General features: G+C 58.8%; 15 protein-coding genes. 13 read left to right on the plus strand and 2 right to left on the minus strand.

Annotated features, from left to right (window positions below; genetic code table 11):
• The first annotated feature begins 542 nt into the window (after positions 1 to 542).
• Entirely contained in the window at positions 543 to 2,081 is a 1,539-nt protein-coding gene (locus tag AC3A4Z_RS18390; protein WP_498713111.1) for an APC family permease, read from the plus strand.
• Between the two features lie 383 nt (positions 2,082 to 2,464).
• On the opposite strand, the gene AC3A4Z_RS18395 is transcribed toward AC3A4Z_RS18390, so the two are convergent.
• Positions 2,465 to 3,076, minus strand: a complete 612-nt coding sequence (locus tag AC3A4Z_RS18395) for a cupin domain-containing protein (RefSeq protein ID WP_498713113.1) — start codon at positions 3,074 to 3,076, stop codon at positions 2,465 to 2,467.
• On the opposite strand from AC3A4Z_RS18395, the gene AC3A4Z_RS18400 reads away from it, so the two are divergent.
• The 6 genes from AC3A4Z_RS18400 to AC3A4Z_RS18425 all read left to right on the plus strand — a co-directional run bounded on the left by AC3A4Z_RS18400 (position 3,066) and on the right by AC3A4Z_RS18425 (position 8,174).
• The gene (locus AC3A4Z_RS18400) at positions 3,066 to 3,194 is read left to right on the plus strand and encodes a hypothetical protein (protein WP_498713115.1); all 129 of its coding nucleotides are present in this window, start codon (positions 3,066 to 3,068) and stop codon (positions 3,192 to 3,194) included. The genes AC3A4Z_RS18395 and AC3A4Z_RS18400 overlap by 11 nt on opposite strands.
• 398 nt (positions 3,195 to 3,592) lie before the next feature.
• Positions 3,593 to 4,735, plus strand: coding sequence for an ABC transporter ATP-binding protein (locus AC3A4Z_RS18405; RefSeq protein WP_498713117.1), 1,143 nt, complete (start codon positions 3,593 to 3,595; stop codon positions 4,733 to 4,735).
• Entirely contained in the window at positions 4,732 to 5,640 is a 909-nt protein-coding gene (locus AC3A4Z_RS18410) for an ABC transporter permease (RefSeq protein WP_498713119.1), read from the plus strand. Before AC3A4Z_RS18405 ends, AC3A4Z_RS18410 begins: the two co-directional genes overlap by 4 nt.
• Positions 5,633 to 6,583, plus strand: a complete 951-nt coding sequence (locus AC3A4Z_RS18415; protein ID WP_498713121.1) for an ABC transporter permease — start codon at positions 5,633 to 5,635, stop codon at positions 6,581 to 6,583. Before AC3A4Z_RS18410 ends, AC3A4Z_RS18415 begins: the two co-directional genes overlap by 8 nt.
• 21 nt (positions 6,584 to 6,604) lie before the next feature.
• Complete coding sequence (locus AC3A4Z_RS18420) at positions 6,605 to 7,777, plus strand: ABC transporter substrate-binding protein (protein ID WP_498713123.1); 1,173 nt, start codon at positions 6,605 to 6,607, stop codon at positions 7,775 to 7,777.
• 73 nt (positions 7,778 to 7,850) lie between these two features.
• A complete protein-coding gene (locus tag AC3A4Z_RS18425) occupies positions 7,851 to 8,174 on the plus strand; it encodes a Dabb family protein (RefSeq protein ID WP_498713125.1) in 324 nt (107 codons plus the stop codon).
• 1 nt (position 8,175) lies between these two features.
• Here the strand turns inward: AC3A4Z_RS18425 and mftR are convergent, their stop codons facing one another.
• On the minus strand, positions 8,176 to 8,766 hold the full coding sequence (gene mftR / locus AC3A4Z_RS18430) for a mycofactocin system transcriptional regulator MftR (protein ID WP_498713127.1): 591 nt from the start codon (positions 8,764 to 8,766) through the stop codon (positions 8,176 to 8,178).
• A gap of 119 nt (positions 8,767 to 8,885) precedes the next feature.
• Between mftR and mftA the strand changes: the two genes are divergently transcribed.
• The 6 genes from mftA to AC3A4Z_RS18460 are packed head-to-tail and all read left to right on the plus strand — an operon-like array spanning position 8,886 to position 12,901.
• Positions 8,886 to 8,996: a mycofactocin precursor MftA gene (gene mftA, locus AC3A4Z_RS18435; protein ID WP_498713129.1), complete on the plus strand. Its 111-nt coding sequence runs from the start codon at positions 8,886 to 8,888 to the stop codon at positions 8,994 to 8,996.
• 23 nt (positions 8,997 to 9,019) lie between these two features.
• On the plus strand, positions 9,020 to 9,310 hold the full coding sequence (mftB, locus tag AC3A4Z_RS18440) for a mycofactocin biosynthesis chaperone MftB (RefSeq protein WP_498713131.1): 291 nt from the start codon (positions 9,020 to 9,022) through the stop codon (positions 9,308 to 9,310).
• On the plus strand, positions 9,307 to 10,536 hold the full coding sequence (gene mftC, locus AC3A4Z_RS18445) for a mycofactocin radical SAM maturase (protein WP_498713133.1): 1,230 nt from the start codon (positions 9,307 to 9,309) through the stop codon (positions 10,534 to 10,536). Before mftB ends, mftC begins: the two co-directional genes overlap by 4 nt.
• A gap of 27 nt (positions 10,537 to 10,563) precedes the next feature.
• A complete protein-coding gene (gene mftD / locus AC3A4Z_RS18450) occupies positions 10,564 to 11,766 on the plus strand; it encodes a pre-mycofactocin synthase MftD (RefSeq protein ID WP_498713135.1) in 1,203 nt (400 codons plus the stop codon).
• Positions 11,763 to 12,518: a mycofactocin biosynthesis peptidyl-dipeptidase MftE gene (mftE, locus tag AC3A4Z_RS18455; RefSeq protein ID WP_498713137.1), complete on the plus strand. Its 756-nt coding sequence runs from the start codon at positions 11,763 to 11,765 to the stop codon at positions 12,516 to 12,518. Before mftD ends, mftE begins: the two co-directional genes overlap by 4 nt.
• Positions 12,515 to 12,901, plus strand: coding sequence for a hypothetical protein (locus AC3A4Z_RS18460; RefSeq protein WP_498713139.1), 387 nt, complete (start codon positions 12,515 to 12,517; stop codon positions 12,899 to 12,901). The genes mftE and AC3A4Z_RS18460 overlap by 4 nt, the downstream gene beginning before the upstream one ends.
• Position 12,902 lies beyond the last annotated feature (1 nt).

The following is a 12,902-nucleotide window of genomic DNA, read 5'->3' on the forward strand; positions in this document are numbered from 1 at the left end:
TTCTCCACCTACCTGGCAGAAGCAATCACCGAACTCGAAACCGTCAAGGTCAACGTCACCCAGCGCGCCTTCGACCTGAAAGCCTAACCCGCAAACAACCACAACAACTCTGGCCCCATCCACACCATGGCTGGGGCCAGAGCCACCTTGTCACTAAAAGCGACCCTTCTCCTGCTGGCCTGGCAATTTGCGGCGGCTATCCAAGACGGTGTTTTCCCCTCGCCTACGCACTACATCGCGCGAGATCGCCCATGACCTTCCCAGGTCACTGAAAAGCATCAAGCAGAGTAGTCAGCCGCCCCGGAGCACAGTGTCGGGCCCAGCAGGCTGGAAAAACGAGGTCCGCGGACCATTCTGAAGCTGATGTTGTTCCTCCCGCGGGAGAGCACCGGGCAGCGGCCCAAAAATTTGTACTCGACCTAAGTGCTTCTCGTAGAACATGATGGGCGAGATTCCGTTACATCGCTTGACTCCGGGCTCATGTTTGGCTGGGAGCAAGCCTCTTTCTTATTTCGAGCATTTCACTATTCCGAGGAGGACTGATGTCCCACCCCGACCTATCGACTGAGCGTGCCGGCCACAGTGACGATGACCATTTGCGTGCCTTGGGTTACGAGCCCAAGCTGGACCGCAAAATCAACCTGATCGCCAACTTCGCCCTCGGCTTCCTCTATCTATCGCCGATGGTCAGCGTTGTGGCGCTCTTCGGGCTGGGCCTGACACAGGCCGGGCCGCCGTCCATCTTCTGGATCTTCATCGTGGGCTCGGGAATGCTTCTGGTAGCCCTCGTATTCGGGGAGATTGTCTCGCAGTTCCCTATTGCTGGCGGACTGTATCAGTGGACGCGCCGCCTATGGAACGGGCGAACGGCCTGGCTCATGTCCTGGATATACATCGGCGGGATCACTGTCGGGATTACTAGCACTGCTTTGTTCAGTTCCGGCTTTATCGCCAGCCTCCTATTCGGAACCGCGGAAGAACCTTCTATAGAGGCAAGCCCGTTGCAGACCTTAATCATCACCCTCTGTGTCATCGGCGTAGCGCTTCTCTTCAACCTCAGCGGCGGCAAGGCTCTGGCCCGAATCAGTCAGATTGGCTTGGCCGGTGAGTTGATCGGAATCATTGCCGTTGGCCTATACCTGATGGTGTTCCAGCGTAAGAACGACTGGTCCGTGTTCTTTGACGCTATGGGCACTTCGGGAGAAGGATCGTATTTCGGCGTATTCCTCGGAGCATCCTTGGTGGGCCTGTACATGTTTTACGGTTTCGAAGCCTGTGGGGAAGTTGCTGAGGAAACTCCCAATCCGGCTCGAAGCGTTCCCCGGGCCATGGTCCTTACCGTATGTGTTGGTGCTATGGCAGCAGTCTTTGCCTTCGCGGGTTACATCATGGCTGCGCCAAACTTGGCGCAGATTGTCAGCGGCGAGGAAACCAACCCCATTCCCGGCATCCTGCAGAGCTCGCTCGGGACCTTTGGAATGAAGTGCTTCCTGGTCATCGTGCTGATCTCCTTCCTGGCCGGAGTTATGGGGCAGCAGACAGCCGTGTCACGTCTCGTCTACTCGTTCGCACGTGATGACATGTTCCCCGGCAGCCACATCATCGCCAAAACGAGCGCCTCCCACCTGCCTCGCAATGCCCTCCTGATTACCAATGTTCTCCCCGTGCTCCTGGTGATCTACGTCTATTTCTCCCCGGACGCGCTGTTCCGCATCGCGGCATTCCAGATGCTCGCAGGCTACTGCGCTTTCGCTATTGTCATTTTGGCCGCCCTACGAGCCCGCATCCGAGGCTGGCGGCCGGCCGGGCAGTTCACCCTCGGGCGCTGGGGCTTCCTCGCCAACATCGGAGCCCTTTTGTACCTGCTTGCAGGAATGGTGGTGCTCGGTAAGCCGGACCTCAGCACAGACGGTCTTCCTTGGTACGACCAGTGGATCGCTCTTCTCGGTTTCTCGGTCGTCGCCGCTACTGGCATCGCATACCTGCTGATCGCCAAACCGCACCGCCGCTCGACAGCGCCAGAAGGGGACGCCATCGAGGTAGCGGACAAGCTACGCCGGGGAGCCATGCCATTGGATTAGGCGGATCTTTCGCCTGTTCCATCTGACTTTGGCTCTGTGACCGCCCATCGGGCTGTCACAGAGCCAAAGTCGTAACCCTGCTAAGATCCCAAATTCGGTTTTGACTCAGCTGCAGGCAGGGACAACCTGACTGCATTTGGAAAGTAGCCACCACCAAGAACAGAGTGCCCTCGTCAGAAGCGGTATGGGCCCTCATCCCTCTTGGGATCCAACCCAGTGGTTTCCAGGTCAAGAACGCAGAACCGGGCCCGCGTCGAAGGAACCGACATCCCTTCCTGGATAGTCCTTCGCAGGTTGTGAACCGCTCTCCTCATATGATTGCGCCACTGCCGAATAGTGGCCAGGGGCGGCGCGAGCTGGATGCGGGCACGGACAGGGCTTGGCTAGAAGCTCTTTGGTGTGTCTATCCAGATGTACTCGGTCACTGTCTGTGCCACGTTCTCCATGTAGTGGGGGATCGAGCTGTGGAACCAAATGGAGTCTCCTGGTTCCAGGAAGTAGACCTGATCCTCGAGCACTACTTTGAGTCTTCCCGAAAGCACCATGCCCCACTCTTCGCCCTCATGGGTGTACGGTTCATCTCCGGTGGAAGCTCCGACTTCGTAGCGCCCATAGATAGCCTCCAGCGCCTCCGATTCCGCCGGTGTAGCCAGTTCGAAACGGACCCCTGTTGACGCCATGCCCGAACGTTTGCCCAGATTACTGCCCGACAGCTGCGTCCGTTCAGTCGACCGGATAACCCTGCCCTTGTCCTGGGTCTGTTCCGAGAAGAAGTAGGTAAGCGTCGTACCCAGCGCCGTTGCTATGCGCTTCAGCGTCGATATTGACGGCTCGACCTTGCCTTTCTCTATATCGCTGACCAGCGATGCCGAAACTCCTGCCCGGGTCGCCAGTCCGCGAATGCTGTATTGGTACTGGGTTCGCAGATCATGCAAGCGCCCTCCTATCACATCGGCCGATTCAGATTCCGCGTCAACTTCAAAGATGTCAGTCATAGCCACCACTTTCCATGTCCTGGCCCTGGGCAGTAAGACAAGAGTCTCGGTAGGGGCGGCCGAGCATCCGTGCGCTGCCTGCCACATCTCCTATGCGTTCGGTGCCACCGGATTTTAGTTTACCTTGCTGTAACCACAGCGGATAGGTCTTCAACTAGAGTTCTGACATGTCCAGTCGAACGCTTACCGCATGTTTTGAAATTATTGTTCGATGCGGGCGTACATTTTCGCGGAAAAAGTCTTGACCTGCGCTAGACGTGAACATAACGTGTATTACATGAGCCAAGCAAGGAAGCTTAGCGGCGTTCGAGCAAACCGAACGGTAACGGATTTGTCCCTGCGCGATGCTCGGCGATGCCCCGACGCTAGCCGCACTATGTCCCGGATTGCCGAGAACTCAGGATTCGGGGATCAACGCGGAAGTGACATTTGCACACCGCAGCGCGCTTTGGCGCTGACAGCCAGTCCCGCTAGAACCGTCAACTCCGGCCCCCGGACGCCTTTCAGGAGAACTTCATGACCCATTCCGCGCAGAACATGTCTGCGGCAGCCCGAATTCAAACAGAGCCCGGTGACATACTGGCTTCCGAAAGGCTGCCGTTGGACGATTCACAGGTTGTAGTGCAGCTCCAGTCGGTAAGGAAGACCTACCCAAACACCGAAAAGCCGGCCGTCGCCGGGGTGGACGTTGCAATCCGCAAGGGCGAATTTTTCTCGATTCTCGGTTCTAGCGGCAGTGGTAAGACAACCACGCTGAAAATGATCGCCGGTTTTGAGCACCCCACGGACGGTGTGATCCTGCTCGACGGGCAGGACGTCACGGGTGTCCCACCGAACAAACGCGATGTCAACACCGTGTTCCAAAACTACGCACTGTTCCCCCATATGACCGTGAGGGCAAACGTTGCGTATCCGCTCCAGATGGCACGGGTACCCAAGGCTGAGATCAAGCCGCGGGTGGATGAAGCATTGTCGAAAGTCGCGATGGCCGAATACGACCAGCGGCTGCCCCACCAGCTTTCCGGCGGGCAAAAACAGCGCGTCGCCCTTGCCCGCGCTCTGGTAGGCCGCCCCAAACTGCTGCTGCTTGACGAGCCGTTGGGTGCCCTGGACCTCAAGCTACGGGAAACCATGCTCGTCGTTCTCAAGAACCTGCAGCGCAACGTGGGCATCACGTTTGTCTACGTGACCCACGATCAAGGGGAAGCCCTGGCGATGAGTGATCGTGTTGCAGTCATGAACAACGGCGCCATCGAGCAGATTGGTTCGCCGCAGGAAATTTACCAAAACCCCGCTACCTCTTTCGTCGCCAGCTTCATTGGTAAGACAAACCTGTTCCACTGCGACCGCGAGTCTCAAAACACTGCCCGGATGGGTACCCTCAGCATCGCCGTCTCGGAGGGTCTCACCTCGGCAAAGGTAACCGTGAGCGTCCGTCCAGAGAGTATTGAAGTCGGGGCCGCCGCTCAGCAGTTCGACAACGTTTTTAACGCCGTCGTCGAAGAAGTCATCTACTTCGGACACGAGCAGGAGCTTTCGCTCCTGGTTGAGGGTGAACCGGTTGTTGCACGGGTTAGAGGCGCCGATGTTCGTCGCGGACAAACCATCACGGTGGGTTGGCCGGCACACGCATCAGTAGTGGTTGCGGGGAAGCCATGACCACACTGGCCCAACCACGGCCCGACGAGCGGCTCGGTCCTGTTCCTTCCCGCCCGGCGTACAAGCCGGGCTGGAAGCACAAGCTCCTTGCGCTGCCTGCAATCGTTTGGGTTATCGTCCTGGTACTGTTGCCCAACCTGTTCCTGGTGCTGTACAGCGTCTGGACCAATGACTTTGGAACCGTTACACCGCAATTCACCCTGGAGAACTTTCAGGCAACCTTCTCGTCCTCAGTCTTTCAAAGTCTGTTCGGACGCAGCCTGTTCATCGCAATAACCTCCTCACTCATAGCGACCGTAATCGCATATGGGGCGGCCTACGTTGTTGTCCGCACCTTTGGCCGATACAAAGCGCTCGGCGCTTTGCTCATCCTCGTACCACTATGGGTGTCCTACCTCATGCGCGTCTTTGCATGGAAGATCATCCTTGGCGAGGAAGGGGTCCTGGCCGGATTCGCCGGCGCCATTGGCATGAGTGAGGCTTCCAAAGCATACCTCTACTCACAGACCTCCGTCATCATCACTCTGACTTACGTGGCCATCCCGTACGCGTTTCTGTCGATTTACACCTCACTTGACCGTATTCCCGGGCATCTCCTTCAGGCATCCGCAGACTGCGGAGCCAACGCATGGACCACGTTCCGTCGCATCGTATGGCCTTTAAGCCGCCCCGGTGCCGCCGTGGGCTTCGGCATCGCCTTCGTCCTGACGTTCGGTGACTATGTCACGCCCGCAATGGTTGGCGGCCTGGAGGGAACCATGCTCGGTTCGCTGGTCCTGCAACAGTTTGGAGCAGCCAACAACTGGCCCATGGGAGCGGCGATTGGTCTCACCATCGTTGCTACTGGGCTCGTCGTTCTCGCCATAGTGTCGCTGTTCACGCGATTGGAGACACCCCTTGACTAATCAACTGCACCCCGTTGCACGGCGACCGCGGAATCTTGCGTTCATCGGCACCGGTATCGGACTTCTCGGCCTCGGCCTGGTCTACCTGTTCCTCTACCTGCCTCTCATTGTGACCGCGCTTTTCAGCTTCAATGACAGTCGGATCCAGACACTCCCGATGTCCGGGCTCACGCTTCGTTGGTATCAGGACCTCTTCGGGGACCCGGAGATGATCACTGCGATCCTGTACAGCCTCCAGGTGGCGTTCACGGCCGTAGTCATCAGTATCACTGCAGGCACCGTCTTCGCGCTGACGTCGCACCGTATCCGTTTGCGGGGCGGAAAGCTTCTAGATCTCCTTCTCACAAGCCCGCTTGTGGCACCTGGCATGGTGCTGGGTATCTCATTTTTGGCCGTCTTCAGTTTCGCAAAAATCAACACAGGCTTTTGGACCATCGTCATTGGGCACACGGCCTTCATCACACCGCTCGTCATGTTCTTGGTTCTTCAACGGCTAAAGGTCGCGGATCCGTCCCTGGAACAAGCATCTTTCGACCTAGGCGCCGGCAGGATTGCCACATTCTGGCACGTCACGCTCCCAGGCATCCGGGCTTCCCTCGTCGCGGCAGCCCTGCTCGGGTTCACCATGTCCATGGACGAAATCGCCGTCACGTTCTTCCTGGCCGGAACCGAACCAACCCTTCCCGTTTATGTCTGGGGCCTGGTGAGGTTCGGTTTCACGCCCGAGGTAAATGCGGCGTTCACATTAATCGGAGGCGGCTCGCTGACCTGTATTGCGCTGGCAGGCATCATCTTGTGGTTCAACGCCCGCAAACGGGGGGCAAGCCTCGCCAGCAATCTGGTGGAAGCCGCCGAGGAGCAGGACCTGGCACGCGAACTCGGACATGCCGGCACGGGGCCCATCCCCGCACCTGGCGCCGTGGAACCGGCAACCCATCGATAAGACCGTCTGAGAGGACAAAAAATGCGTAAACGTGCATCACTGAAGTTAGTCGCGGGCGCCATCGCCGCTTCCGCTGCCATGGCCCTGACAGCCTGCGCGGGGCAAAGTGGCGGAGGCAGTACAGACGACAAAACGCTCAATGTCTTGTCCTGGGAGACCTACCACGACAAGGCCCAGCTGGACGCCTTCACGGAAAAGACAGGAATAAAAGTCAACATCGTCAACGTCGGCTCTCCCGACGAGATGTTCGCCAAGGTGAAGTCCGCCCCTTCCCAATGGGATCTCGCCCTGGTTACCTCCGGCTGGTACGACAACTACACGAACGCTAACCTGCTCGAGCCAATCGACACGTCCAAGGTGACTGCCCTGAACGACATGAAGCTTGGCTTTGACTGGCAAGCTGCCGCCAGCAGTAAAGACGGCAAACTTTATGGGGTCCTGTACAACTGGGGCAACCAGCCCCTCGCGTGGACTGACGACGCCGCACTTGCAGCTCCCGAACTGAACAAATACAAGGACGAAAAGGGCCAGTTCAACGACTGGAACGTACTCTGGGATCCTGCCCTGGCCGGCAAAGTGTCCATGTTCGATGAATCCCAGGCGGTCTTGAACATGGTTTGCCTGACGCTTGGCTTTGAGGACCCGTTCAACCTGTCCGAGGAACAGTTCAACCAGGTAAAAGCAAAGCTGGCCGAACTCCGGCCCCAAATAAAGCGTCTGACCAGTGGGTTCAACGACCAGACTGACCAGCTGGCAGGCGGGGAAGCTTCCCTTGCGTACCTGAACAACATTGCCAGCGCCAAGGCAGTGAAAGCCGCCGGCAAGACGCTCAACGTCAACAACATCATCAAGCAGGGCGTTCCCGCCTGGAGCGACAACTACTCCATTGTCAAAGAAGGCGGAGGCAAAAAGCTCGATGCTGCCTACGAGTTCATCACCTACACCCTGACGCCCGAATGGCAGGCCAAATTCGTCAAAGACAGCGGTAACAACGGGATTTTGGACTACGATCAGGCGACATCCGACGACGCAAAATCAGCAGGGCTCACAGACGAGGTGCTGAGCGGAACCCTCATTCCTGCAACACGCGACGGGGACGCCTTCTTCTCGAAGATGGTGTTCGGCCAGACTCCCGAAGACGCTGGTAAACGGGTCGAGATCTGGAACGAATTCAAACTCGGTCTGGGCTCCTAGGACACAACAAAGGGCTGCTTCGGGGTATCACACCCCGAAGCAGCCCCGTTTGGCATCTGAGGAAAGCATGGTCATGTCTACAGGCAAAATCATCCGCCACATCGCCCTGTTCCGCTGGAACGCGGGGGCAACCATCAACCCGCAAACGGTGAGCCGCGACCTGATGATCATCGCCGCAAAAACGACGGCCATTCGTTTTGAAGCAGGGCCGGCCCTTGGTTTGGGACAAACCACCTTCGACTTCGCGGTGGTAGCGGACTTTGCCACCGCGGACGACTACCTCGCCTACCGCGAAGACCCCGACCACAGCAGGTACGTCAAGGAAGTTCTTCGGCCGGCGGCCGCCCAGGTTGCCGCCATACAGCTCGCTTCGTCAACCTCGGCAGCAGACGCTTAAACTAGCGCAGATACTGCCGCAGTTCCAGCATCGCGAGCTCCAAGATGTCCGTCAGTTCACTGTCAGGTTCACGGAGCCATTGTTCATAGGAACTGACGGCCAACGCGAGGCTTACATGGCCGGCAAGGCGCGGCAGAAGCGCATCCACCGGCAGGCTGAGCCTGGACGCCACATAGTTCTCAATGACACCACGCCAGGCGCCATAACGCAGCGCGGAGTGCGCCTGCAGGGTCGGCGTTTCCAGGATCAGCCTCATGCGAATCCGGTGTTGGGGCAACGAATGCGCGTCAAAGTCATTGAAAGCCACGACACAGCGGTGCACTGCGTCCGCGACCGGCACACTCAGCGGAACGTCGGCAAGATGTTCGGCGAAATTACGCAGACTGTCATCGAACTGTCCCCAAGGGATGTCGTTCTTGGAGGGGAAGTATCGGAACAAGGTTCTGCGCCCCACTCCTACGGCATCAGCAATCTGCTCCATCGTAGTTTCATCGAACCCCTGTTCTTCAAAAAGCGCGAAAGCGGCACGCTCTATGGAGGCATGGTCGGTGATGGCTTGACGCCCCCGGGAGCGCTTCATCGTTACGGTCATCGTGAACACAATTTAGCAGTATTTCGATTCCCCTCTATCTTTTTGGCGCTGAGTGCCATTATTCTAGTGTGTAACCCCTCCCACACCGCAGGGAGGTTTCATCAAGACAGGAGAAAGCCATGGAAAACATCAGCCCGGATGTTGAAGCAACGAAGGCAGAGGATGCCGACCTGGTTGTTGAGGACCTCATCGAAGACGTGTCGATTGACGGCATGTGCGGCGTGTACTAAGTCCGGGGCCCAGGTCGATGGAATTGATCAGCACAGACGCCATGCTCGACGAGGTGTGGGTGCTGTCTCCGGCCGTCGCTTTGCGGCCGGAGCCATTTGGAGCAATGGCCTACCACTTCGGCAACCGCAAACTCACTTTTCTCAAGAGACCCGAGCTCGTGCGAGTGATTCGCTCGCTGAAAGACGGCCTGACGGTTCGGCAGGTGCTCTCCGAGGTTGGTGTTCCCGCGCACCAGTGGGCGGCCTACGTGCGGGCGCTCCGCAGCCTTGCCGGGACCGACATGATCCGCGCCAGTGAAGGAACAAGCTCATGACTCTCAGCACACCTGTTGCCCGCCCCGTGGGCGGGTCCTTGGTCGACCAGTTTGAATTTGGGCTTGATGCTCCCATCTGCCTGACATGGGAGCTGACTTACGCCTGCAACCTGGCCTGCGTGCACTGCCTTTCATCCTCAGGGCGGCGGGATCCACGCGAACTAACAACGGAACAATGTGAAGCGGTGATTGATGAACTTCAGCGCATGCAGGTCTTTTACGTCAACATCGGCGGGGGAGAACCGACGGTACGCCCGGACTTCTGGCACCTGCTTCAATACGCAGTCGATCATCAGGTCGGCGTAAAATTTTCGACCAACGGTATCCGCATCGATAAGGAAAAGGCTGCCTTCCTTGCTTCCACGCCTTACGTGGATGTCCAGATTTCCCTCGATGGCGCCACCGCGGAAGTGAATGACTACGTGCGGGGTCCCGGATCCTACGACACAGCAATCCGCGCGCTTACCAACCTCAACGAAGCCGGCTTCAAGGATGCCAAGGTTTCCGTTGTCGTTACCCGGCAGAACGTCGACCAGCTCGATGAGTTCAAGAGGATCGCTGACGAGCATAACGCCACACTGCGGTTGACCCGTCTCCGTCCCTCCGGTCGGGGAGCAGACGTCTGGGACGAACTCCACCCGTTACCCGAACAGCAGCGCACTATCTACAACTGGCTCATGGCCAACGGAGATAACGTATTGACCGGAGACTCCTTCTTCCATTTGGCCCCCTTCGGTGAAAGTCTTCCCGGCCTGAATCTTTGTGGCGCCGGAAGAGTTGTCTGCCTCATTGATCCCATCGGCGACGTCTACGCCTGCCCCTTTGCAATCCACGAGACCTTTTTGGCAGGCAACGTGCTCGGCCAGGGGGGCTTCAAGCAGGTCTGGCAGCACTCAGAACTCTTCAACGAGTTGCGTTCCCCCCAGACATCCGGCGCATGCACAAAGTGTGCATTCTTCGACAGCTGCCGCGGTGGCTGTATGGCAGCCAAATTTTTCACCGGGTTGCCCTTGGACGGGCCTGACCCGGAATGTGTCCAAGGCTATGGCGAGACCGCTCTCGCCGGAGACCGTACGCGGCCCCAACCCAGCCAGGACCACTCCCGCTCGGCCCTGCCTAAACGGGCGCAGCCCGTTATGGTCCAGCTCAGCATGACGCGGCCCGATCCCATCGCTCCACCCGTATCGGCCTGCGCTGCAAGTCCCTTGGCTGGTTTCCAGCCCTAATTACAGTTCCTCATTTGAAAGGCAAGTATGTTGAAAAATCCTTGGGCGCAGAACCCTTGGTTCGAATCAGTTGCAGAGGCGCAGCGCCGCGCCAAGAAGCGTCTTCCGGCGTCTGTGTATGCCGCTTTGGTGGCTGGCTCTGAGCGTGGCGTCACGATCGACGACAACACTGCTGCTTTCGCCGAGCTCGGTTTTGCGCCGCATGTCGTGGGTCACCCGGCGCAGCGTGACTTGGCAACAACGGTCATGGGCCAACAAATCTCCCTTCCGGTCATTATTTCCCCTACCGGTGTTCAAGCGGTCCATCCAGATGGCGAGGTTGCAGTGGCCCGTGCGGCTGCGGCGCGGGGGACCGCTGTGGGACTCAGTTCGTTCGCTTCCAAGCCTGTTGAGGAAGTTACCGCCGCGAACGACAAGACGTTCTATCAGATGTATTGGACCGGGACCCGCGATCAGATGGTAGCCCGCATGGACCGTGCCCGGGCAGCTGGCGCAAAAGGCCTGATTATTACAACGGACTGGTCCTTTTCCATGGGACGAGACTGGGGAAGCCCGGAAATTCCGGAAAAGGTCAATCTAAAAGCGGCCATCCGACTTGCGCCCGAAGTGGCACTCAAACCTCGGTGGCTGGCATCGTTCGCCCGGAGTCTGCCCGACCTCACCGCACCCAACCTCGCCCCCGTCGGAGAGAAGGGACCGACATTCTTTGGCGCCTACTACGAGTGGATGCAAACTCCCCCTCCAACGTGGGAGGACATCGAATGGATGGTCACGACCTGGGGCGGCCCGGTGATGTTGAAAGGCATATGCCGGGTCGATGACGCGCTGCGCGCAGTGGATGCAGGTGTTACCGCGATCTCGGTGTCGAACCACGGTGGCAACAACCTCGACGGCACCCCGGCCCCCATCCGTGCACTGCCCTCCATTGCCAATGCAGTCGGTGACCAGGTGGAGATCGTTCTTGATGGTGGAATCCGCCGCGGAAGCGATGTTGTCAAGGCCCTGGCGCTCGGGGCTCGGGCCGTCATGATCGGACGGGCCTACTTGTGGGGGCTGTCCGCCAATGGCCAGGCCGGGGTCGAAAATGTACTCGATATTCTCCGTGGAGGCATCGACTCTGCCCTGCTCGGACTTAGCGTCCCTTCCGTACAGGATCTTCGACCTGAGCATCTGGTCGTCCCTCTCGGATTCGCTCGGGAACTGGGCATTCCTGCAACCGTCCGGTCATGAGCCTTAGCGAGCACCGGCTCGGGGACTCCGCCTGGCCCGACATTCCGGCCGAAACCATGGTCCTGGTCCCCATCGGATCCACCGAACAGCACGGTCCCCATCTGCCTTTTGACACCGATACTGTTGTGGCAACTGCAGTGGCGGCCGCTGTTGCCGACGCTGTTTCGCTCCGGACCCATAGGAACGTCCTGGTGGCACCAGCCGTAAGTTATGGATCCAGCGGTGAGCACCAGTCCTTCCCTGGAACCGCGTCCATCGGATTTGTCGCCCTTCGGTTCCTGATTGTGGAGCTCGTCCGGTCACTGTCCACATGGGCGGATCGGATTATGCTCATCAACGCTCACGGGGGCAATGTTGCTGCACTCTCCGCAGCAGTGAACCAACTGGCGGCGGAAGGCCACGATGTCGCATGGTCACCCTGTGCGGGCGAGGGGGGAGACTTGCACGCTGGAAGGACGGAGACGTCACTGATGCTTCATCTCCGGCCGCACGCCGTCCGGGCGGAACGATCAGCAGCAGGGGACCGGAGACCCCTATCTGACATCCTCCCCGAACTCAGGGCAGGCGGAGTGCGTGCTGTCTCGCCTTCGGGTGTGCTCGGTGATCCCACAGGGGCCAGCGCGGCAGAAGGTTCACGAATACTGCGGGTCATGATTGAGGACGTCCTCATGCGCATCACAGAGGGGGTTGTGGATCAACACGGCATGCTGACCATGCATGCTGATCGGGCACTGGAGAGGACGCCGGCGTGAATGTGGTGATGCATAACAGCCTTGAAACGACTGCACAGGAGGAGGCCGCAGGCGAAAGCGACAGGACGTCCGGGAACGATCTTGAGTACGTGCCTGAAGTGCTTGATGAATGGCATTCACTGAAGGGACGGGTTGTCAACGTGCGGCACAATGGCCACTTCTACCGCCAGGGCTGGGTGGAGGACGTCATGCCTGACGGAACCGGTCTGTGGCTGGCCGCATACGGCCCTGCCGGCAGGGAACTGCTCTGGCAGGGCGAGGGCTTCACAGTCCACGCCGGGCAAAGCCCTCAAGAGACGACCGGCAGGTTTCGCTGCAGCGACAACAGAGACACAGCGTTTGTCCCCTCTTCTGCTGACCAGCCTGGGAATCCGGATATTTGAC

The sequence above is a fragment of the Arthrobacter sp. Soil_C_49 genome (assembly GCF_057656635.1).